The 22,463-nt window shown below is 64.2% G+C and carries 18 protein-coding genes; 12 read left to right on the top strand and 6 right to left on the bottom strand.

All coding sequences use genetic code 11. The annotated features are described in order from the left end of the window. Window positions 1-43 precede the first annotated feature (43 nt). Window positions 44-493, bottom strand: a complete 450-nt coding sequence (locus XH85_RS38675) for a cupin domain-containing protein (RefSeq protein WP_027560751.1) — start codon at window positions 491-493, stop codon at window positions 44-46. 187 nt (window positions 494-680) lie between these two features. On the opposite strand from XH85_RS38675, the gene XH85_RS38670 reads away from it, so the two are divergent. Further along, window positions 681-1,706, top strand: a complete 1,026-nt coding sequence (locus XH85_RS38670; protein WP_128936124.1) for an AraC family transcriptional regulator — start codon at window positions 681-683, stop codon at window positions 1,704-1,706. A gap of 10 nt (window positions 1,707-1,716) precedes the next feature. Here the strand turns inward: XH85_RS38670 and XH85_RS38665 are convergent, their stop codons facing one another. Both XH85_RS38665 and XH85_RS38660 read right to left on the bottom strand, forming a co-directional pair. Next, on the bottom strand, window positions 1,717-3,579 hold the full coding sequence (locus XH85_RS38665; RefSeq protein ID WP_128936123.1) for an ATP-binding protein: 1,863 nt from the start codon (window positions 3,577-3,579) through the stop codon (window positions 1,717-1,719). 143 nt (window positions 3,580-3,722) lie between these two features. Beyond that, window positions 3,723-4,355, bottom strand: a complete 633-nt coding sequence (locus XH85_RS38660; RefSeq protein ID WP_128936122.1) for a cupin domain-containing protein — start codon at window positions 4,353-4,355, stop codon at window positions 3,723-3,725. A 216-nt stretch (window positions 4,356-4,571) separates the two neighbouring features. On the opposite strand from XH85_RS38660, the gene XH85_RS38655 reads away from it, so the two are divergent. From XH85_RS38655 to XH85_RS38620, 8 genes are all read left to right on the top strand, one after another. Continuing rightward, entirely contained in the window at window positions 4,572-6,263 is a 1,692-nt protein-coding gene (locus XH85_RS38655; RefSeq protein WP_128936121.1) for a peptide ABC transporter substrate-binding protein, read from the top strand. A 27-nt stretch (window positions 6,264-6,290) separates the two neighbouring features. Then, window positions 6,291-7,241: an ABC transporter permease gene (locus XH85_RS38650; protein WP_128936120.1), complete on the top strand. Its 951-nt coding sequence runs from the start codon at window positions 6,291-6,293 to the stop codon at window positions 7,239-7,241. Between the two features lie 3 nt (window positions 7,242-7,244). Continuing rightward, window positions 7,245-8,120 (top strand): ABC transporter permease, encoded by an 876-nt coding sequence (locus XH85_RS38645; RefSeq protein ID WP_128936119.1) that lies wholly within the window; start codon window positions 7,245-7,247, stop codon window positions 8,118-8,120. A 40-nt stretch (window positions 8,121-8,160) separates the two neighbouring features. Further along, window positions 8,161-9,489 carry an NAD(P)/FAD-dependent oxidoreductase gene (locus XH85_RS38640; protein WP_128936118.1) on the top strand — a complete coding sequence of 443 codons (1,329 nt, stop codon included), beginning with the start codon at window positions 8,161-8,163 and terminating at the stop codon, window positions 9,487-9,489. 6 nt (window positions 9,490-9,495) lie between these two features. Further along, a complete protein-coding gene (locus XH85_RS38635) occupies window positions 9,496-10,422 on the top strand; it encodes a 2-hydroxyacid dehydrogenase (RefSeq protein ID WP_128936117.1) in 927 nt (308 codons plus the stop codon). Between the two features lie 222 nt (window positions 10,423-10,644). After that, window positions 10,645-12,510, top strand: coding sequence for an ABC transporter ATP-binding protein (locus XH85_RS38630; RefSeq protein WP_128936116.1), 1,866 nt, complete (start codon window positions 10,645-10,647; stop codon window positions 12,508-12,510). A gap of 373 nt (window positions 12,511-12,883) precedes the next feature. Continuing rightward, a complete protein-coding gene (locus XH85_RS38625; protein ID WP_128936115.1) occupies window positions 12,884-13,399 on the top strand; it encodes a hypothetical protein in 516 nt (171 codons plus the stop codon). 316 nt (window positions 13,400-13,715) lie between these two features. Then, complete coding sequence (locus XH85_RS38620; protein ID WP_164940451.1) at window positions 13,716-17,045, top strand: adenylate/guanylate cyclase domain-containing protein; 3,330 nt, start codon at window positions 13,716-13,718, stop codon at window positions 17,043-17,045. A 48-nt stretch (window positions 17,046-17,093) separates the two neighbouring features. On the opposite strand, the gene XH85_RS38615 is transcribed toward XH85_RS38620, so the two are convergent. Further along, window positions 17,094-18,317, bottom strand: a complete 1,224-nt coding sequence (locus XH85_RS38615) for a polyhydroxyalkanoate depolymerase (RefSeq protein ID WP_128936113.1) — start codon at window positions 18,315-18,317, stop codon at window positions 17,094-17,096. A gap of 167 nt (window positions 18,318-18,484) precedes the next feature. Between XH85_RS38615 and XH85_RS38610 the strand changes: the two genes are divergently transcribed. Then, window positions 18,485-19,141 carry a glutathione S-transferase family protein gene (locus XH85_RS38610; protein ID WP_128936112.1) on the top strand — a complete coding sequence of 219 codons (657 nt, stop codon included), beginning with the start codon at window positions 18,485-18,487 and terminating at the stop codon, window positions 19,139-19,141. 291 nt (window positions 19,142-19,432) lie between these two features. On the opposite strand, the gene XH85_RS38605 is transcribed toward XH85_RS38610, so the two are convergent. Then, window positions 19,433-19,657 carry a hypothetical protein gene (locus XH85_RS38605; RefSeq protein ID WP_091879473.1) on the bottom strand — a complete coding sequence of 75 codons (225 nt, stop codon included), beginning with the start codon at window positions 19,655-19,657 and terminating at the stop codon, window positions 19,433-19,435. A 184-nt stretch (window positions 19,658-19,841) separates the two neighbouring features. On the opposite strand from XH85_RS38605, the gene XH85_RS38600 reads away from it, so the two are divergent. Then, window positions 19,842-20,201 carry a hypothetical protein gene (locus XH85_RS38600; RefSeq protein WP_128936111.1) on the top strand — a complete coding sequence of 120 codons (360 nt, stop codon included), beginning with the start codon at window positions 19,842-19,844 and terminating at the stop codon, window positions 20,199-20,201. A 9-nt stretch (window positions 20,202-20,210) separates the two neighbouring features. On the opposite strand, the gene XH85_RS38595 is transcribed toward XH85_RS38600, so the two are convergent. Then, on the bottom strand, window positions 20,211-21,314 hold the full coding sequence (locus XH85_RS38595) for a mandelate racemase/muconate lactonizing enzyme family protein (protein ID WP_128936110.1): 1,104 nt from the start codon (window positions 21,312-21,314) through the stop codon (window positions 20,211-20,213). A gap of 182 nt (window positions 21,315-21,496) precedes the next feature. On the opposite strand from XH85_RS38595, the gene XH85_RS38590 reads away from it, so the two are divergent. Beyond that, a complete protein-coding gene (locus tag XH85_RS38590; protein ID WP_164934340.1) occupies window positions 21,497-22,330 on the top strand; it encodes an AraC family transcriptional regulator in 834 nt (277 codons plus the stop codon). The last annotated feature ends 133 nt before the right edge of the window (window positions 22,331-22,463 follow it).

Genomic DNA, 22,463 nt, shown 5'->3' with positions numbered 1-22,463 from the left:
GGCGGAGCTGCAAGCAGATGAAAGTGACGAGGAGGCGGGCTGCCTAGTCGTTCGCCTCTGGTGGCAGGAAGTCGACCTCGTGCAGCGCCGAGATGCGTACGACTTCGGCAGGGTCGGTCAGGTTGTGCAGCTGGTTGAACAGCGCCTCCAGCTTCTGCATCGGCGAGACCCAGAACAGCGCGCGGCACGGCTTGTCGGACTTGTTGAAATAGCCGTGCGGGATGCCGCGCGGCATGCGCACGAGGTCGCCGGCATGGGCCTTGACCCATTTTCCGTCGAGCTTGAGGTCGAGCGTGCCCTCCTGCACCAGGATGAACTCGTCCTGGGTCGGATGGATATGCACCGGCACGAACTGGCCGGGATCGCTGTTGGTCTCGAACGCGAAGGTGGAGTCGGTCACGGCCTTGGGGAAATAGACCTGGCCCAGGATGTTCCAGCTCTTGCCGCCATAGCCCGTGCCGTTTGCAGTAATGCCCTTTTCGAGTGCAGTCATGCTCGCCTCCTCATGGATTCCGGCGGGGATGGAGCATCGGCCAGTCGTGGCCCGCCTGTCTATCCGCTAAACGAATCCGCAACGGCTGTTGCCATGCAGCACGACGATTTTGTGGATGCGGCCCTTTTCGCTGTCACGGAACTATTATAGGCTTAAAGTAATTTCGTGACGCGAAGCGTGGTCGACGATGTCCGCAGCCGTGCTGGAAATGAGCGCGAGACCAACCGCAGCCGAACGGCTTGCGGATTTCGCCCGCGTCACCACTGACGATGTCGACGAAGCAGCCGAGCAGATCGGACGCATCTTCTGTCCGCACGATCTCAAGCCGACGCGTGCGCGTGCCGCCGGCTTCTCCGCCCGGCACAATTGCGCGGCATTCGCAGGCTTTTCCATCAACTATGTCGCCTATGGCGGATCGGTCAGCATTGATCCCGGCTGCCTCGAACGCTTTTTCCTGGTCCAAGTCCCGCTCACGGGCACCGCCCGCATTCGTGCCGGCGCCTGCGAGCTCGATGCCGTGCCGGACCGGACGGCGTCACTGCTGTCGCCGACGATCCCGACGCGCATGACCTGGGCCGACTGCGCGCAAGCGATCCTGCTGCTCGATCGTCGCATGGTCGAGCAGCGCGTCGCGGCGCTGTCGGGCAGGGCGGCCGGCACGGTCGAGTTCGATCCTGTGATCGACCTGGACGCGCCGTCGGGGCGGGCGTTTCGGGCCAGCCTTGCCCAGCTGATGACGCTTGCCGAACGTCTCGGTCCCGCCGGCAGACTGTCACCGGTCGCGATGGCCGATTGGCGCGAGGTTCTGCTGGATCACCTCCTGAATGGCCAGCGGCATGACCTGTCGGATGCGATCAGGACGTTTTCGGGCCGGGCCGAGCGTCTGCCGCGCGCGCTCCGCGCCGCGCGGGATCATCTTGCGGACAATGCCGGCGAGCCGCTCGACCTCGCGCAGCTCGCCTGCGCCTCCGGCATCGGCATTCGCGCGCTCCAGCTCGGCTTCCGCCGTCACTTCGGCCTGTCGATCTCGAAGATGCTGCTCGACATGCGCCTCGCCGGTCTGAACGCCCGCCTCGCGCAGGCTTCGCCCGATGCCTCCATCACCGAGATCGCTTTCGATCTCGGCTTCACCCATCTCGGCCGCATGGCGGGGGCCTACCGCGAAAAATTCGGCGAGACGCCCTCGGCGACGTTGCGGCGAAGGATGAGCTGAAGCGAGACGCCTATCTCCGCGGCCGCGTCGTGCCGTTGTCTTCGGCCGCCTGCCTGCGCAGAAAAGCCTCGACGTCAGCCTGCACGGAGTAGGGCGTCGGGATCGCATCGCCGGCGGAATCGACCGCGGTGTCGAGACAGCGGCGCAGCATGCGTGCGAGCTCCGCCTTGCGATAGGGCTTTCTCAGCAGCGGCGCCATCGTGGCGCGTCCCTGCGTGTGCAGCGAATCATAGGCATATCCGGATGTGAACAGCACCCGCAGGGACGGCCGCGCGGCCACCATTTGCTCGGCGAGCTCCCGTCCGTTCATGCCGCCGGCCATCACGATGTCGGTAAAGAGCAGGTCGAACGCGGTGCCTTCGGCCGAAACGGCCAGCGCTTCGGCCGCATTGGCGGCGGAGATGACCTTGTAGCCGAGGCTCTCGAGCTGGACGGTGACGTAGCGGCGGACGTCGCGGTCGTCCTCGACGCAAAGGACGGTTTCCTTACCCCCGACGATCTTGCGGTCGTCATAGCCGGTCGGGCGAAGCGCGCTCGTCTCCGCCTTCGGCAGGTAGATCGTGAAAACCGTGCCGCTTCCTTCTTCGGACGCGACCTTGATGCCGCCGCCGGACTGCTTGACGAAACCGAACACCATGCTGAGCCCGAGCCCCGTGCCTTTGCCGACCTCCTTGGTCGAGAAGAACGGATCGAAGATGCGCTCGAGGATGGCCCGCGGAATGCCGGTGCCGGTATCGGCGATCTCGATCTCGACATAGTCGCCGGCATAGCCGGCGCCGACCGCCACCGCCTCGCGGACGCCAAACACGACGTTGCGCGTCGTCAGCGTCAGCTTGCCGTCGTCCAGCATCGCATCGCGAGCGTTGATTGCGAGGTTGAGCAGCGCCGAGCTCAGTTGGCCGCGGTCGGCGTAGGCGAGCCAGACGTTGCCGCCAAGCCTGGTCACGATCTCGACCTTCTTGTCGAAGGTCGCCAGCAGCTTTGCCAGCTCCTCGATCAGCTCGTTGACATCGATCTCGGCCGGCTGGAGCGCCTGCTTGCGTGCAAAGGACAGCAGGCTCGATGTCAGCGCGGCGCCGCGGTCGGCGGCTTCGCTGATCAGCTTGGTGATGGTCGCAAGCGGCGGGTTGTCCTTGACGGCGTCGGCGAGGATCTCGATCGTACCGGTGATCACGGTGAGCATGTTGTTGAATTCGTGCGCGATGCCGCCGGTGAGCTGGCCGACCGCCTCCATCTTCTGGGCCTGGATCAATTGCTCCTCGGCAGCGCGCTTATGGGTGATGTCCCTGACGAAGGTGTTGATGATGGAGCGCTCTCCTACCCGTAACACCGTGCTGGACGCCTCGGTCAGGATGTGGTCGCCGTTCCTGTCGATCAGGCTGACCTCGAAGCGCATGCCGCTTGGTGCGGCCGACAATTCCGGAACGAGTCGCGCCATGCGTTGCCTGAAGGCGGCGCGGAGCGGCTCGGCGACGATGAGATCGACGACATCGGCGCCGAGAGCCTCTTCGCGCGTCCATCCGGTCAGGGCCTCGGCCTGAAGGCTCCACTCCAGCACGACACCGCTGTCGTCGATCTGAATGAAGGCATCGAGTGCGGTCCTGATGACGGCTTGCGTCATCTGCGCACTGTCGCTGCGCGCTTGCGACAGTGCGGCTGATTGCGCGGCGGCGCGTTTTGCTTCTGATGTTTCGATGGCCCGCGTGCAGAGCCGCGCGAGCAGCGCTGCAACGGCGGCGCTCACCAGCAGGGCAATGAGTTGGGCCGTGCCGAACCCTGCGCTGCCAGTCACAGCATAGGAGGCGAGAAGGGCCGCAGCGGTCACGATGACCTGGGCGGCCATCGCAAGTGTCAGAAGCCCCCTGAGTTTCATGGTCTCACACCAAAGACGCCAACCGCGGACCGCCCGGCCGCTTCGTCCGGCTTGATGTGAGCTACAGACTCCGCGTGGCTCCGTCGAGGGGCAATTTACGGTGGTAGCGGGCGGCGGGGCCCCTCAGGAGAGGGAGTACCGTATCATCCCGCCGGCGGATCGGTCTGGCGCAGCGTCGTCACCCAGATCACGCGCGCCACCTGCTGGGTCGGGTTGTCGAACATGTGCGGCACGATGCTCGGAAAGCGAAAGCTGTCGCCGGCCTCCAGTACATGAGCCTGGTTGTCGAGCCACAGCCGCAGGCTGCCCGAGAGGATGTAGCCCGCCTTCTCGCCGGTGTGCTGCAGGAAGTCGGTGCCGGAGGAGGCTCCGGGATTGAGCGTGAGCTCGTAGAGCTCGAGCTGGCCTTTGCCGTCAGGCGTGAGCGCTTCCTTGACCACGCCGCTGGCGGTGAGCCGCAGCAGCCGCCGGTTATTCTTGCGCACGATGTAGCGCTGCACGTCGGCGGGATCGCTGCTCTCGAAGAAATAGGAGATGGGAACGTCGAGCGCGATGCTGAGCAGGCGCAGCGTGCGGATCGACGGCATGGCACGCGCGCGTTCGAGCTGGCTGATCATGCCGGTGGAGAGGCCGGTCTTGTTGGCGACGTCTTGGATCGAGAGGCTGGCGCGCTGACGCAGCAGCCGCACGGTCTCGCCGAGGCGCTGGTCGACCGCATCGTCGGCCTCGATCGCCGGGGCGTCCTTCGGATCCTTCGTATCGCCGCGACCATCCATGTCGCTCTCCCATGCATCATCTCAGCCTCGGACCACTAGGCCCTGGCTTTAGTCGGAGTGAAAAGGTCGCGCATTCTAGCAATGCGATTGACAGCTGTATTTAGTCGTGATGAAATTTTGGCTGAAAAATTTAGAAGCACTAAAGCCCACTCCTGTCCCTTCGCCGGGGTCTCGGGGCGCGGGGGACGGTGCCGCGTGCGACAACGGAGAGTGGCCATGGCAGACGGCACCGGCAAGTTCGGCGTTGGAGCAGTGCATCTCGGCATTCCGAATCGCCGTCAATTCTTCCAGCTTGGGGCCGGCGCCGCGGCAGGATGGACACTTGCAGGCAACGCCTTCGCGCAGGTCGAACGCCCGACCAATCCGCCGGACAAGCCGCGCGGGCAGGTGATCGCAGCGCTGTCGCAGGAGCCGACCGTCTTTCATCCCTTGATGCCCGGCATCGAGGTCGATCAGGGCGTCTGGTGGCAGGTGTTCTCTCTGCTCTGGTTCATCGATCCCGCCGGCAATTTCGTTCCCGACCTCGCGCGCGAAGTCCCGACCATCGAGAATGGCGGTCTGTCGGCCGACGGTCTGACCTGGAAGATCAAGCTGCGCAGCGACGTGAAGTGGCATGACGGCACGCCGTTCACGGCCGATGACGTCAAGTTCTCGCTCGAGCTGATCAACAATCCCGATTTTCGCGCCCGCAGCCGCGTCGGCCATAGCCTGGTCAAGGACATCAAGGTCGTCGCGCCCGACGAGATCCACTGGCGAATGGAAGCGCCTTATTCGCCCTACATGTCGATCCTGGGATCGCTGACCTTCATCGTGCCCAAGCACATCCTGGAGAAGGTCTCCGATCCGAACGCCTCACCATTCCACAATGCGCCTGTCGGCACCGGGCCGTTCCGCTGGGGCGAGCGCGTGCCCGGCGACCACATCCTGCTCAATGCCCACACCGGCTATCACGGCAAGGGACCGTACGTCGAACGCGTGGTCTTCAAATACATTCCTGATCTCACCGTTCTCTACACCCAGTTCCGCACCGGCCAGGTCGACTACACCGGCCTGCAGGGCATCTTGCCGAATTTCGTGCAGGAGGCGAAGACGCTGAAGGGGCGCAAGATCGTTGTCTCCTCGACGTCCTCTGTGGAGCACATCGCGCCCAATCTGGAGTTCGGTCCCTTCGCCGACCGCGCGGTGCGCGAAGCGCTCTATCTCGCCATCAACAAGCAAGCGATCATCGATGCGCTCAATTACGGATTGCCCAAGCAGACCGAGAGCTTCGTGCCGCAGCAGGCCTGGTCGTTCCAACAGGGACTGCCGCAGCATAAATACGATCCGGCCAAGGCCAACGCGCTGCTCGATGCCGCCGGATGGGTTCGCGGCTCCGGAGGCATTCGCGAGAAGGGCGGCGTCAAGCTCGAATTCGCCAACTCCACGACGTCAGGCAACGCGGTGCGCGAGCAGACCCAGCAGCTTCTGATCCAGGACTGGCGTGCGATCGGCGCTGCGATGCGCGTCAACAACATGCCGGCGGCCGTGATCTGGGGCGACTTCTGGCAGCAGTCGAAGTTCAACTCGGTGATCGTGGGCGTGAATTTCATGTTGGGCAGCGACCCCGACGTGACGCCGCGCTTCGGCTCGGGCTCCATTCCCGCCAAAGGCGGCCGCGGCTACAACACCTATCAGTACCAGAGCGCGGAGGCCGATCGGCTGCTCGCCGAAGGCGCCAAGCAGTTCGATCTGTCACAGCGCAAGGCGACCTATGGCGAGCTGCAGAAGCTGATCCGTAACGATCTCGCCATCCTGCCGCTGTTTCAGGGGTTCATTGCCGAGGGCGTCAAGGAGGGGCTGCAAGGCTTCCGTCCCAACATCAACACCTCCATCAACTGCTGGAACATCCGCGAATGGTACTGGGCCTGATCTATCAGGTGTGCAGGGCAGCCTGAGATGGCCCGTTACGTCGTCAACCGCCTGGCCCAGGCGATCATGCTGCTGGTGATCGTCTCGGGAATCGGCTTTTCCATCCTGCACCTGGCGCCCGGCGGTCCGCTCTCGCAATTCGCGGCCTCCGCGCAGATGACGCAGGAGGATCTCGACCGCGTCACCAAGCAGCTCGGGCTCGATCGCCCGCTGCCGATCCAGTATCTCGACTGGTTCGGTCGCATGGTGCGCGGCGATTGGGGCCGCTCCTATCGCGACGGCGAGGCGGTGCTGTCGGTGATCTCTTCGCATCTCGGCGCAACCCTCGAATTGATGGCGACGGCGACGATCATCGCCGTGCTGCTCGGCTGCTGGATCGGCGTGCTGGGTGCGCTGCGCCGCTATTCGCTGTTCGACACGCTCGCAACCGTCGGCGCCATGATCGCACTGTCGATCCCGACCTTCTGGTTCGGGCTCGTCACCATCTATGTCTTCTCGGTGAAGCTCGGCTGGCTGCCGGCCGGCAACCGCGAGACCGTCGGCGATGGCTCATTCCTCGACCTGGTGCATCATCTGATTGCGCCGGCGATGGTGCTGGCGCTGGTCGAGACTGCGATGTGGGGCCGCTTCATGCGTTCCTCCATGCTGGAAGTCATCGACCAGGACTACATCCGCACCGCCCGCGCCAAGGGCATGCCGGAGTGGCGCATCCTCACCGTGCACGCGCTGCGGAACGCGCTGCTGCCGATGATCACTGTGGCCGGTCTGCAGTTTCCGACGCTGCTCGGCGGCGCGCTGGTGGCCGAGACCGTCTTCACCTGGCCCGGCATGGGCCGGCTGTTCCTCGATTCCATCGGCTATCGCGACTATCCCGTGGTGATGGGCATCTTGATGTTCTCGGCGACCATGGTGCTGATCGGCTCGTTGCTCGCCGACATCTTCTACGCCGTCGTCGATCCGCGCATCCGGGTGGGCTAGGCGATGGCGACGGCGACCCTTTCCACAGTCCAGCCCGCCCCCGGCCAGGCCGCCTGGCGGCGCTTCCGCCGGCACCGCCTCGCACTCGCGGGTGCCGTGATCATTCTGGTGCTCGTGCTCGGCTCGGCGTTCGGTCCTTATCTGTTGCCATTCGATGACACCTATATCGACATCATGAAGCGGTTCGCGCCGCCGCTGTCGGGTGCGCATATCCTCGGCACCGACGAACTCGGCCGCGACGTGCTCGCGCGCTTGATGATGGGCGGCCGCGTCTCGCTCTCGATCGGCATTGTGGCGATGGTGATCGCGATGGCGGTCGGCATCGTCGTCGGCGCCTTCGCCGGTTTCCATGGCGGCGTGGCCGGCGCGGTGCTGATGCGGCTCGTCGACGCCGTGCTGTGCTTCCCGACCATCTTCCTGCTGCTTGCGCTGGCGGCGCTCACCGAGCCTGGTCTCATCACCACCACCGTGCTGATTGCGGCAACTGCATGGATGGCCGTTGCCCGCGTCGTCGAGGCGCAGGTGCGATCGCTGCGGGAGCGTGAGTTTGCGGTCGCCGCGCTCGCCTTCGGCTCCTCGAACCTGCGGATCATGTTCCGCGAGCTCGTGCCCAACGCGATCGCGCCGATCGTGGTCGCGGCGACGCTGAACGTCGCCAAGGCGATCCTGCTCGAATCCTATGTCAGCTATCTCGGCTACGGCATCCAGCCGCCGGCCGCGAGCTGGGGCAACATGCTCAACAACGCCCAGATCTATCTCACCAGCGCGCCCTGGCTCGCGATCGCGCCGGGCGTCGCCATCACGCTGGCGGTCACCAGCTTCAACTTCCTCGGTGACGGCCTGCGCGATGCGCTCGATCCGCGAATGAACATCCCATGACGAGCCCAGGTCCGTTCGAACTGAAGTCCAGGAGTGCCCCATGTCCCCGCCGCTCAACCGTATAAACAGCGATGAACGCCTGCCGGCACAGGCGGATGTCGTCGTCATCGGCGGCGGCGTGATCGGCGTGTCTGCGGCCTATCATCTGGCGAAGAAGGGTCTTTCCGTCGCGCTGGTCGAGAAGGGGCATGTCGGCGGCGAACAGTCGAGCCGCAATTGGGGCTGGTGCCGCCAACAGGGCCGCGCGCGCGAGGAGATTCCGCTGGCACGTGAGGCGCTGCGGCTGTGGGAGGACATGCAGAACGACGCCGGCGTCGATGCCGGCTTCCGCCGCACCGGCGTGCTGTTCCTGACCAAGAGCAAGGACGAGCTTGCGAGCTGGGAACGTTGGGCCGCGGTCGCGCGCGAGCAGCAGGTCCACTCCACCATCCTGACGCCGGCCGAGATCGCCGAACGCATGCCTGGCAATGCCGACAAATGGGTCGGCGGCCTGCACACGCCGAGCGACGGCCGCGCCGAGCCGTCGATGGCCGTGCCCGCGCTCGCCACGGCCGCGCGAAAGCACGGCGTCACCATCCATCAGGGCTGCGCCGCGCGCGGACTGGAGACTCTGGGAGGCCGGGTTAGCGCCGTCGTCACCGAGAAGGGCACCATTCGCACGCAATCCGCGCTGCTGTCGGGCGGTGCCTGGTCGTCGCTGTTCTGCCGCCGTCACGGCATCGAGCTGCCGATCGGTCTCGTTAACGCCACGGCATGCCGGACCACCCCCGGACCGGAGATCACCTCCGGCGCGCTCGGCACCGATTTCTATTGCATCCGCCGCCGTCTCGACGGCGGCTTTACGCTGGCGCTGCGCAACCGCGGCACGGTCGAGCTGTCGCCCGACCTGTTCCGCTACGCCCGCACCTTCTGGCCGACCTATCAGCATCGCAAGAACGGGCTGAAATTGTCATTCGGCAAGTCGTTCTTCGACCAGATCGTACGCGGCACCAGCTGGAGCTTTGATAATCCGTCGCCGTTCGAAGCCGAACGCGTGCGCGATCCGGCCCCCGACATGTCACTGGTCAATGCGGCGCTGGCGTCGCTGATCCGTTCGAATCCGGAATTGAAGGACATCGAGATCGCGGAAGCCTGGGGCGGCACCATCGACTGCACGCCTGATACCATCCCCGTGATCTCGCCGGTTGATGCCTTGCCCGGCTTCTTCCTCGCCACCGGCTTCTCCGGTCACGGCTTCGGCATTGGTCCCGCGGCCGGCAAGCTCGCCGCCGATATCGTGACCGGCTCGACACCACTGGTCGACCCGGTGGCTTACAGCCACAAGCGCATGATCGACGGCCGGCGGCTCGCGCCGGTCAGCCCGTTTTGAGGCGGCATGACGGTTCTCTACAAGGCCAATATGGTTCGCGGCGCCGAGTGGGCGCGCTTCTTTGCGGAGCGCGCACCCGATCTGCCGTTTCGGCTCTGGCCCGACATCGGCAACCCCGCTGATATCAGGTATCTGGTGGCGTGGGTGCCGCCGGAGGATATCGCCACGACGTTCCCGAATCTCGAACTGGTCTTCTCGGTCGGCGCGGGTGTCGATCAATTCGACGCCACAAAGCTTCCCGCGCATATTCCTCTCGTCCGCATGCTGGAGCCCGGCATCGCCGAGACCATGGTGGAATACGTCACCATGGCGGTACTCGGCCTGCATCGTGATCTCCTCCATTTCATCGCCCAGCAGAGGGAGCAGGTCTGGCGCGAGATCCGGATCACGCCGGCGAAGCGGCGGCGTGTCGGCGTGATGGGGCTCGGCCAACTCGGCCAGGCCGTGCTCGATCGGCTCAAGGCGTTCGGCTTTCCGCTGCTCGGCTGGAATCGCTCGCCGCGCGAGATCGAGGGCGTAACCTGCTATGCGGGCGCGGGCTCGCTGCCGGACTTTCTGTCGCAGACTGACATCCTCGTCTGCCTGCTGCCGCTGACCGACGAGACCCGCTGTATCTTGAACGCGGACCTGTTCGCGCGTCTGCCGCGCGGTGCCTCTCTCGTCAATGTCGGCCGTGGCGCGCATCTCGTCGAAGCCGATTTCCTCGCCGCGCTCGACAGCGGCGCGCTCGCAGGCGCCGTTCTCGACGTCGCCGAGCCGGAGCCGCTGTCCGCGGGCCATCCGTTCTGGAGCCATCCGCGCATCCTGCTGACGCCGCACAATGCCAGCATGACCACGCCGGATACGGCCGTCGATTTCGTGCTCGACGTCATCGCACGCCACCGCCGCGGCGAAGAATTGCCGGGACTCGTTGACCGTAGCCGCGGTTATTGAGGTTGAGATGGTGATGGGAACATCGGCGCAGCCACGAGCTCAGTTTACCTCTCCCGCTTGCGGGAGAGGTCGGCGCGAAGCGCCGGGTGAGGGGTCTCTCCTCTTGGGGGTCTTTCATTGTGGAAGCACCCTCTCCCCAGCCCTCCCCCGCAAGCGGGGGAGGGAGCGCACCTTCCTTGCGGCACGATCCAGTCTCATCTCGCAAAGCTCCTGGTGCTTCGCATGAGCACCGCAAACGCACCTGATCAACTCGTTGCCGAAGCGCAGGCGCCGGTGCTGTCGGTTGCCGGCCTCACCACGTCCTTCATGCTCGAGCGGCAGTGGATTCCCGTCGTCCGCAACGTGTCGTTCGAGATCGCCCCCAAGGAAACCGTCGCGATCGTTGGCGAGTCCGGTTCGGGCAAGAGCGTCACCGCGCTCTCGATCATGCGGCTCATTCCGCAGGAGATTGGTCGCGTCGAGGGCCGCATCATGCTGGCCGGCCGCGATCTCCTCGCGCTGCCCGAAGCGGGCATGAAGGACATTCGCGGCAACGACGTCGCGATGATCTTCCAGGAGCCGATGACGAGCCTCAATCCGGTGCTCACCATCGGCTTCCAGATCGCCGAGGCCTTGATCCAGCATCGCGGCCTGTCGCGCGCGGCGGCGGAGGCCGAGACCATCCGCCTGCTCGATCGCGTCCGCATTCCCGCGGCGACATCGCGCTTCCACGAGCATCCGCATCGCTTCTCCGGCGGCATGCGTCAGCGCGTGATGATCGCGATGGCGCTGGCCTGCAAGCCGAAGCTTTTGATCGCGGACGAGCCGACCACCGCGCTCGACGTCACCATCCAGGCCCAGATCCTGGAACTGCTGAAGGAGCTTCAGCAGGAGGAGGGGATGTCGATCCTCTTCATCACCCACGACATGGGCGTGGTCGCCGAGATCGCTGATCGTACCGTGGTGATGTATGGCGGGCAGGCGGTCGAAACCGACGCGACGTCGCGCATCTTCGCCGCTCCGTCGCATCCCTACACCCGCGCACTGCTCGCCGCCGTGCCGCGCCTCGGCTCGATGGACGGACGTGAGCGGCCGATGCGTTTTCCCATCGTCGACAAGGTCACGGGCACCTCGGATCAGCCGATGGAGACGCCCGACACGGTCTCGACCGCCGAGCGTCCGTTGCTCGAAGTCGCCAATCTCACCACGCGCTTTCCGATCCGCTCGGGCCTGTTCGGAAAGGTCTCGGGCCGTGTCCACGCGGTCGAGAACATCTCCTTCACCCTGCGCGCCGGCGAGACGCTGGCGCTGGTCGGCGAATCCGGTTGCGGCAAGTCGACGACAGGCCGCTCGATTCTCAGGCTGCTCGAGCCGGACAGTGGCACCGTCCTGATTGACGGCCAGGACGTGCTCACCATGAACGGCCGAGCTTTACGCGATTTCCGCAAGCACATGCAGATCGTGTTCCAGGATCCGTTCGCGAGCCTCAATCCGCGCATGTCGGTGGGAACGGCGATCGCGGCTCCATTGCTCGCCAACGGGCTCGCGTCGGCGTCGCAGGCGCGCGACAAGGTCGCCGATCTGCTCGTGCGCGTCGGCCTGACTGCCGACATGGCCGCGCGCTTCCCGCATGAATTCTCCGGCGGCCAGCGCCAGCGCATCTGCATCGCGCGTGCGCTTGCGCTGGGGCCGAAGCTGATCGTCGCGGACGAGGCGGTCTCGGCGCTCGACGTCTCGGTCAAGGCGCAGGTCGTGAACCTGATGCTCGACCTTCAGGCCAGCATGGGCCTTGCCTATCTCTTCATTTCCCACGACATCGCGGTGGTCGAGCGCATGAGCCACCGCGTCGCGGTGATGTATCTCGGCGAGATCGTCGAGATCGGTCCGCGCGCGGCAGTGTTCGGCAATCCGCAGCATCCCTACACGAAGAAGCTGATGGCTGCCGTGCCGGTGCCCGATCCATCGCGCCGCGGCACCAGGCGCGAGGCTTCCAACGACGAGATCAGAAGCCCGGTGCGCGCGCCGGACTACCAGCCGCCTCGCCGGCAATATCGCGAATTGTCGCCTGGCCACGTCGTCCAGGTCTGGGGCGAGGAATGGTTGGCCTGATCGAGGGCACCTTTCAGCTCCTGCTCCTGCTGCCGAGTGCGCGATGATACAGGCTCCTGAAATCGTGACTGGATGGAGCGACAGGGAACTGCGGCATGTGAACCGTCTCATATTCCATCAGTTTCTTTTCGAGCTATTACTCCCGCAAGAAATTGCCACACCCGGAGCTAACTGACAGACACGGGTGAGATGCAATGCCTGCGAAGCCGGATGCTCGCAGCTTTGGATTGGCTCTCGTCTTGGTCACGAGCAAGCCAGTCCCAACACTCAGCACAGATCTTTTCAAAAATTGGAATCAGGGCATCGCGAAACGTGTTTACGCAGCTTCTGTTCGGGGTCGGCCGGTAGGCTGCTACTTACCAAGGAGCCCCCAATGAAGATCAGCAACGAAGTTTCCAGTGCATTTTCGCCGACAAGACACGCCGGCAATTATCGGATCGCCCGTTCGAGCCTTATCAAGGCGGCCCATCTTCTTGAAAGAATTGGGCTCGCAGCCGTTGGGGCCACTTGCGGCCTCTATGTGGGTGCGACCGTGTTACGTCAGAAAGGCGGACTGTTTGAAAGCGGCTGGATCGTGCTGCTCATGATGATCTACGGAGCTGTCAGCTTCTATATTGGAATTGATTTGTCTCGTACGTTCGCTCGGAAGTCGATTTCGAGCACCTCGGAGCAATACAATGGGTCCGAGGCGGTTGAGATCATGAGTGCGGCCGGGACGTTCAGCGCGGCGATTGCAGCAGCTCTGTCCGTCAGCATCCTTGTCCTTGATCAAAGCCTTCCCGATGGCCTGATTGTCTTTGTTGCGGCCTGTTGGATCGTCGGTTCTTCGCTTCAAGTTGCGGCAGGAGCGATGGCGCGCAGCTACGAAGTGACCATGGACAAGGAGTGAAGACGACTGTCCTCACGGAAAAAGCGCATGCCGGGCATCTTGGCGTGGGCAAAAGCCCGGGTGCCGGATTCGGCTTCAGATCTGAAGGAGTCATTGACGATCGCAACCTCTGTCGTTCGACGCTACGTGCAGACGATTTTTAGTAGCGCAAACGTTCGCATCGAACGACTTTCCTGCTTGGACGCGTATCGGTCCTGCGCAGCCTAACTTGTCGCGCAACAAACAAGACGTGTCATCATGGTGGCGTTGGGATATTGTCCCTGCGTGCCGTGGTCCAAAATTCTGCTAACCGCCAACCACACGATCGGTGGAGCCAATGCAGATTGCGGAGTGGCTCGAGAAGCTGGGGCTTGGGCAATACGCAGAGCGTTTTGTCCAAAATGGGATCGACATGGGTGTCCTTCCCGAACTGATGGATGACGATTTCGAGAAGCTCGGAGTGCTGCTCGGCCATCGCCGCAAAATGCTCCGTGCTATTGCCGACCTCGATCCAGCCGCGCTGATCGCATCGCCCGCTCCTCCTCAAGACGCCGAGCGGCGTCATCTCACCGTTATGTTTTGCGATCTGGTCGGTTCGACTGCGCTCTCGGCGCGGCTCGATCCCGAGGATATGTGGGAAGTGATCCGCGCCTACCGCGCCGCCTGCGCGAGCGTCATCGCTGCTTACGACGGCAGGATAGCCAGGTTCGTTGGTGACGGAATACTCGTCTATTTCGGCTATCCTCGCGCCCACGAGGATGATGCGGAGCGGGCAGTGCGAGCGGGCCTCGACATCATCTCTGCGGTCGGGCAACTCAAAACAGGCGCGGACGAAAGGGTCGAACTGCGGATCGCAATCGCGACCGGACTTGTTGTGGTCGGCGACCTCGTCAGCGGAGATGCGTCAGAGGAGCATGGAACGATCGGCGATACACCGAACCTCGCTGCCCGGCTCCAGAGCCTGGCGGAGCCGGGAGCGGTCGTCGTTGCCTCGTCGACGCGCCGGCTGCTGGGCGATCTCTTCGCGCTTCGTAATCTCGGCCGCCGCGAGGTCAAGGGGATAGCCGAACCCATTGCGGTCTGGGCGGTCGAGGGAACGACCGCATCGGAGAGTCGCTTCGAGGCGGTTCGTGCTGCGCGCTCGATCGGCTTTGTCGGCCGCAAGCAGGAGATCGAATTCGCGCTCTCACGCCAGCAACTGGCATGGCAGGGCCGAGGCCAGATGGTCCTGATTTCGGGCGAAGCGGGCATCGGCAAGTCGCGCATGGTCGCAACGCTGTCGGAAAGCCCCGCGTTGGGGACGCACCGCCGGGTGCGATATCAGTGTTCGCCCTACCACACCAACAGTGCGCTTCATCCCTTTGTCGCGCAGCTCGAGCGCGCCGCCGGCATCCGCTCGGACGACACGCCCGGGCAAAAGCTCGACAAGCTCGAGGCCATGCTGGCGCTTGGAACGCAGCAGGTCGCCCGAGCGACACCGCTGATTGCAGCCCTCCTTTCGATTCCGACCGGCGAACATTGTCCGCCGCTTGGCTTAAGCCCGGCGCAGCAGCGGCGACAGACATTTGCCGCCCTGCTCGATCAGCTTGAGGGGCTGGCGCGCGAGCAGCCGCTGTTGATCATCTGCGAGGATATGCATTGGGCCGATGCCACGACACTTGAACTGCTCGATCTTGCGGTTGATCGGATCAGGGGACTGCCGATACTCGTGCTCACGACATCCCGGCCAGAGTTCGAGCCCTCATGGTCGGGCCTTGCCAACGTCAGTCTGTTGCGGCTCGACCGACTAGACCCGCAGGACACGCGTGCGCTGGTCGAGCAGGTGACCGTCGGCCGCCAGCTGCCACGGGAGATGATGAAGCAGATCATCGACAAGACGGATGGCGTCCCGCTTTTTGTCGAGGAACTCACCAAGATGGTGCTGGAATCCGGATTGCTCGTCGAAGACGCCGGGCGTTATCGCCTCGATAGTCCGCTCCCGCCGCTCGCTATTCCCGCGACCCTGCAGGATTCGCTGATGGCGCGGCTCGACCGGCTGGCTCCAGTCAAGGAGGTGGCGCAAATCGGCGCCGCGATCGGCCGCGACTTTTCATATGCGCTGCTGAGATATGTGGCAGGACGCGATGATCTGACGCTGACCGCCGCGCTAGCGCAGCTCGAAGAGGCGGAACTGCTGGTGCGTCACGGGGCTCCGCCCGAAGCAAACTACAGCTTCAGGCACGCTCTCGTTCAGGAAGCAGCCTATGAGGGCCTGCTCAGGAGCAAACGGCAGCTGCTTCACAAGCGCATCGGTGATGTCCTGCGCGAGAAGTTTCCGATCGTGGCCGAGACTGAGCCGGAAGTTCTGGCGCATCACTTCACCGAGGCGGGGCTGAGCGAGGTCGCGCTCGAATGGTGGCGCAAGGCGGGCCAGCAGGCGCTAAAACGCTCGGCCTATTCCGAGGCGATCGCGCATCTCGGCAAGGCGGTTGCGACGGCGGATCAACTGCCCGATGAGCCCCGCCGGGTGATGAGCAGGCTGCATCTTCAAATCGCATATGGCCGTGCATTGCGGGGCAGCCTCGGGCACAGCGCCCCCGAAACGGTCGCCGCATGGACGCGCGCCCGACAGTTCGCTGCCGACATCAATGATCCCGTTGAACTTGCGCCGGTCCATTCGGGCCTCTTCAATGCTTGCCTGACACACGGCGAGCTCGCTCCGATGCGGGAGCTGGCGGATGCCATCATGAGCGCCGCTGAACGACGGCCGAACTCACCGGTGGCCGCCATCGTTGCCCATTGGACGGGCGGGGTTACCTGCTGGTTCGGCGGTGATTACTTGAATGCGCGGGGGCATCTCGAGCAAGCACTGGATATCTATGGTGCCGAGCCGGATCCGGCGATGTTCAGGGCTTCGGCGCTGGATCTTCCGTTCGTGATCGAGAGGTTTCTTGCCTTGGTACTCTGGCCGCTGGGCAGCATCGGCCGCGCACGCCAGCTCGCCGCCGAAGCGGTGCGCGCTTCCGGAGAACAACGGGCGCTTTCCCAGGCCAATGCGCTTGTTCATCGCGCTGTGTTCGACGGACTGTGCGGGGGCTTGTTGCAGCAAACAGAGACGATCCTGGCGCTCGGTCTCGCGCGCGACCACACGATGCCGCTCTATGTGGCCGCCGGCACCTACCTGAATGGCCTCGCCAAGTGGCGTGCTGGCGAGCGAATGGCCGGATTGGCAGAAATGCGTCGCGGCTGGACCTTGCTGCACGAGAATGACTGTTACCTCTGTGAACCGTTTTGGGGAATGCATGTCGCCATGGCGGACGCAGAGGTGGGCCAAGTCGAAACCGGGCTCGAAATCTTGAATGAGCTGATTGCATGGGTGGAACAATCCGGTCAGTGTTGGCTCGATGCCGAGCTGCACCGCGTCCACGGCGAGCTTTTGTTGCGCCGTGACCCTCCCGACGATTCCGGTGCCGAGAATGCCCTCACGCGAGCGCTGGACATCGCACGAGGCCAGCAGGCGAAGACTTTCGAGCTGCGCAGCGCCCTTGGACTTGCGCGTCTGCACAAGAGGAATGGTCGAGCGGGCGCGGCATCCGAACTGCTCGTTCCTGTGCTCGCCGAATTCGATGTGGAGCGAAATCTTCCCGAAATCACAGAAGCGAAAGAGCTGCTCAAGCAAGAGCATTAGAGCACGTGCCGTGACCCGGCTGGCGCCTTGGGGGCCAGGCAATGATGGTCATGAATTGACGTGCACGAAATCCCGCAGCAGCGGATAAATCTCGTTGTTCCAGCGCTTGCCCGAGAACACGCCGTAATGGCCGACGCCGGCCTGCATGTGATGGACGCGGCGATAGGCGCGCACGCCCGTGCAGAGGTCCTGTGCGGCGAGGGTCTGGCCGATCGAGCAGATGTCGTCCTTCTCGCCCTCGACCGTCATCAGCCCCATGCGGCTGACGGCCTTGGTGTTCACCGGGCGTCCCCGATGCATCAGCCGACCCTGCGGCAACAGGTGCTCCTGGAACACGTCGCGCACGGTCTCGATGTAGAACTCCGCCGGCAGGTCCATCACCGCGAAATATTCATCGTAGAAGGTCTTGATGCTGGCGGCCTTGTCCTTCTCGCCCTTGGCGATGTGGTTGGCGAGGTCGAGATGCTGCTTGATGTGGCGCTCGAGATTCATCGAGACGAAGGCGGTGAGCTGCACGAAGCCGGGATAGACTTTGCGCAAGGCGCCGCGGCACTGCATCGGCACGTAGTTGATCAGGTTGCGCTCGAACCATTCGATCGGTTTGCTCTTGGCGAAGTCGTTGACCTTGGTCGGCTGGATGCGGGTGTCGATCGGCCCGGCCATCAGCGTCAGCGTCGCCGGCCGCGAGGGGTGGTTGTCCTCGCACATGATCGCGGCGGCCGCGAGCGCGGAGACCGATGGCTGGCAGATCGCCACCATGTGCGGGCGCGGGCCGAGCTGTCCGAGGAAATCGATGAGATGCTCGGTGTAGTCGTCGAGCCCGAAGCGGCCCTCGCTGCGGGGAATGTCCCGCGGATTGTGCCAGTCGGTGATGTAGACGTCGTGGTCCTGGAGCAGCGTCTTCACGGTCCCGCGCAGCAGTGTTGCGAAATGGCCCGACATCGGCGCCACCAGCAGCATGCGCGGCTGCTCGCCCACGCCGTCCTTGCGAAAGTGCAGCAGCGAGCCGAACGGCGTCGCGTAGGCGATCTCCTCGGTGATGGCGATTTCCCGGTTGCCCACCATCACGCTCTCGATGCCGTAGGCGGGACGATCATAGGTGAGGGTGGAGCGCGAGATCAGTTCAAGCGCTGCCGAGAGCCGGCCGACCACCTGATGCGAGACGCCCTGCGGTACTAGGTTGAGGAATTTGAGCGCGGACGAGGCCCCCGCCCGCCATGGCGCGGTCAGGTCCATATGGTTCTGGAAGGCCTGATAATACATCGACATCATACTGAAACGCCCACTTGTCCCCGGCGATTATGCAATATCGAAGCCAGACGGGAGCGGACCGCCCTCGAAACTGGCACATCGCTTGCTCCTCATCTTGCGGGAAGCACAGCTCATGGGCACGCCCGCGGGGCGAGCGGGTGTCGAGATCAGACGCAGGGAAGGGCCAAATGGCGAAGGCGACACTGACCATCAGCAGCAAGAACTACTCGTCCTGGTCGCTGCGTGGCTGGCTGCTGACGAAATTTTCCGGGCTCGATTTCGAGGAGATCGTCACAGCGCCGGATGATCCCTCGGCGCGCGCCGAAATCCTGCTGCTGTCGTCCTCGATCCTGGTGCCGTGCCTGCGGCACGAGGGCGCCGTGGTCTGGGATACGCTGGCGATCGCCGAATATCTCAACGAGGTGATGCCGGACGCCGGGCTGCTGCCTGATGACCGCATTCAGCGCGCGCATTGCCGCTCGATCTCGGGCGAAATCCATTCCGGCTTCACCACGCTGCGCGCCTCGCTGCCGGTCAACCTGAAGGGACACTTTCCCGGCTTCAAGATCTGGTCGCGCGCGCAGGCCGACATTGACCGTGTCTGGTTGATCTGGCGCGACTGCCTGGAGAAATCGGGCGGCCCGTTCCTGTTCGGCGAGCGGCGCACCATGGCGGATGCGATGTACGCCCCGGTGGTGACGCGCTTCGTCACCTATGACGTCAAGCTTGCGCCGCCGCTGAAGGCCTATGCCGACACCATTATGGCGATGACCGAGATGCAGGAATGGATCGCGGCGGCGCGGGAAGAGCCGGCCGAGATCGAGGAGCTCGAGGTGGAATATTAGGCAGGTCTCGCGCTGTCCTGCGCGTTTCGAGGGCTGGAGCCGTCGCCCGGCAGGCACATGGCGTGCCCCCGCCATGCCCTTGATGCGGTTAACTTTTGCCGCCAATACGCGGCCCAAATCCAATCCGGCGCTGCGCAGATATTGTGCGCGCGGGCGGCCGGCTGGCGACATCTAGCCGTGAACAGATGCGTACGAAGCCCTACGGCCGATTCGGACGTGATTTGTTCGGGCCGCGTTCCGAAGGTTAAAGCGGAAGCGCGGCTCCGTCGCATTTTGAAACACAGATCGCCGTCAGGCGGCGCCGCGCTGCTTCACGCGCGGCAGACGCCAGCCGATGACGGTGGCTTCGACCGCGATGCCGGCCTCGTGGTTGCGCCAGCGTCCCTCCACATAACGGCAGGCGAACGGCAGCTGATACGTTCCGCTGTGGTCCTCGCACAACACTTCGACCGCAAGGCCGGGTGGTGGTTCTCCGGTGCCATCGAATTCCGCCAGACGTCTATCCCGCGTTGCCATTCCAAAAATCTCCCCTAAACAAAGCCGCGGAAAGAACGCCCACTTCTTTCCGCGTGCCGATCATCGTTCCCCGTCCCAGGGAACAGGCGCAAGCTCACGCGAGAATGCGGTACGAGTGTGGTAGCCTCACGCGCTTGCGCGCAAAAAGCGCACATTGATGTGATCGATTGACGAGGAACCTTTCATGCTGATCCGAAGCGCCGGCGTCTGTTTCGCAATGTTGCTGCTCGCAGCGCTGGCGCCGCTATCGCTCCGCGCGCAGGACGTGCCCGGCATCGAGATCTGCACCGTCGAGAAGACCATGGAGCGGCGCACGAGCTGCCTCCAGAGCAATGTCGACTTCCTGCAGAAGACTATCACCAAGCTCACGCTCGATCATCAGCAGAAGCTGGACGCGGCCAATCGCCAGATCGACACGCTGAAGACGAGTCTCGCCGGCTTGCAGAAGACGCTCGCCGATCTCCAGGCCGCGCAAGCGAAGCCGGCCGACGATGCGAAGAAGAAGCAGGACGCGCCGGCGGCGGCGAAGGACGCTGCGAAATAAGCGCGGCGATCACGCGACGCGATATCGCTCCATCACGCCGCGATCGGGCTCGTAGCCAAGTCCAGGGTCATTCGGCACTGCGACATGGCCGGTCGCATCGACATCGGCGCGGCCGCCCCAGAGGCAGGCCTCGCGTTTCAAATAGAACATCTCGACGAGCCCGTCCTCGCGCAGTGCCAACAGATGCAGCGTCGCCAGCAGGCCCGGACCGAAATAGGGAGAGTGCGGCACGATCTTGACGCCGAACTGATCGGCCAGCGCCGCGACCTTCAGGAACTCCGTGATGCCGCCGATCTTGATCACTGAGGGCTGGGCATGGCTCACCGCGCCCGCATTCATCATCTGGCGAAATTGATATTCCGTGCAAGCATTCTCGCCGGCGGCAATGTCGAGCCCGCCCGTGCTGCGGACGTCGGCGAGCGCAGAAAAATCCTCCGGCGGCCAGACCGGCTCCTCCAGGAACATCGGTTTCGCGTCCGCACATGTCTTCGCAAACGCGATCGCCTGCTCGGCGGTGAGAGGACAGTTCATGTCGACCATCAGCGGAATGGTTGGCCCGATCGCCTCGCGTGCAGCGAACACCGCAGGTGTCGTGGTCTCGTGCAGCTTGATGGCGCCATAGCCGAGCGCGAGCGCCTTCCTGCATTCGGCGGCGATGTTGTCGGGCGAGCCGATCCGCAGCAGGCTCGCGTAAGCGGGAATGGCCGTGCGCCTGGTCTCGCCGAGCAGGCGATGCACGGGCACGCCCTCCACCTTGGCGGCAAGGTCCCACAGCGCGATGTCGAGTCCAGAGATCGCGAACATGGTGATGCCGTAGCGGCCGAACAGATGCAGATTGCGCTGGATCTGCTCCATGACCCCTGGGATGCCGGCCGCATCAGGTACCTTCAGCCCACGCGCCTGCGGCGCGATCATCTCCTCGACGGCGCTGCGCGTGGTGCGGGGGCAGACATAGGCGAAGGCATCGCCCCAGCCGGTCAGCCCGGCATCGGTCCTGACCTCGACCAGCACCATGTCGAGCGCGGTAATTGCGGAAGCGCCCTGGCGAAAGCTGGCGACACCGGCGTCATAGGGGATGCGGATATGGTGCGCCCGCACATCTGTAATTTCCATGACGCGGTTCCTCCGTGCTTTCTGGTGAGCGGTTTCAGCGACCCCGGGAGTGTAGCCACGGATGCCCGGATGTTGCCAGTAGCCGTTGCCCGGCTATCCTCGTGCCAGGACCGCAATGCCGATCAAGCGGGCCGGCGGCATTGCTGCGCATCATGACCGCGCTTCGAACGAGGACGACCACCGTGAACCCAGCCCAGCGCGCGCTCTGGTATATAGAGAGCCATCTGGCCGAGCCGATGACGCTTGACGAGATCGCAGCGATCTCAGGCGTGTCGCGGTTCCACATCGTGCGCGCGTTTGCCGCAGCCACCGGTCTTCCGGTGATGCGCTACGTGCGCGCGCGGCGGCTGACGGAAGCCGCGCGCAGTCTTGCGAACGGTGCGCCTGACATCCTGTCACTGGCGCTGGAGGCGGATTACGGCTCGCACGAAGCATTCACCCGCGCGTTCCGCGACCAGTTCGGCACCACGCCCGAAGCAGTGCGGGCCGCGACATGCGCCAGCCACCTCAAGCTTCAGGAGCCGATCCTCATGGACTCCACCATGCTCGACCATCTTGCCCCGCCGCGTTTCGAAACCGCAAAGGCCTTCCTGGTCGCCGGTCCCGCCGAGCGCATCTCCTGCGACAATGGCGCCATGATCCCCGGTCTATGGCACCGCTTTCACCAGGAGGTCGCCGACATTCCCGCCCGCGTCGGTAACGTCGCCTACGGCGTTTGCTGCAATGGCGATGATGCCGGCAATTTCGACTACATCGCCGGCGTCGAGGTCGCCGATTTCTCGGACCTGCCGCGTCGCTTCGGCCGCATCCGCATCCCCGAGCAGCGCTACGCCGTCTTTACCCACACCGATCACGTCGCCTCGATCCGCCGCACGGTCAACACGATCTGGAATCAGTGGCTGCCGGCCTCCGGCCTCAAAGCCGCGGACGCACCGAACTTCGAGCGCTATGACGAGAAGTTCGATCCAGCAACCGGAAATGGCGGCTTCGAGATCTGGATGCCGGTGAGGGAGTAGGGGGCTTCCGCAACGCTGGCATACCGTCCCGCTTGCTTGGCAAGCCCCGGCGACTTTGTCATAACCGCAGGCAAATCTTGCGTGTGGGCCCGTGCCGGACATCCCGTGCAAGTCATAACAAGCAGCCGGGAGG

This window comes from Bradyrhizobium zhanjiangense (genome assembly GCF_004114935.1).
Taxonomy (GTDB): Bacteria; Pseudomonadota; Alphaproteobacteria; order Rhizobiales; family Xanthobacteraceae; genus Bradyrhizobium; species Bradyrhizobium zhanjiangense.
Note: the sequence above shows the minus strand (reverse complement) of the source record. Positions and strands in the feature narration are given on the sequence as shown.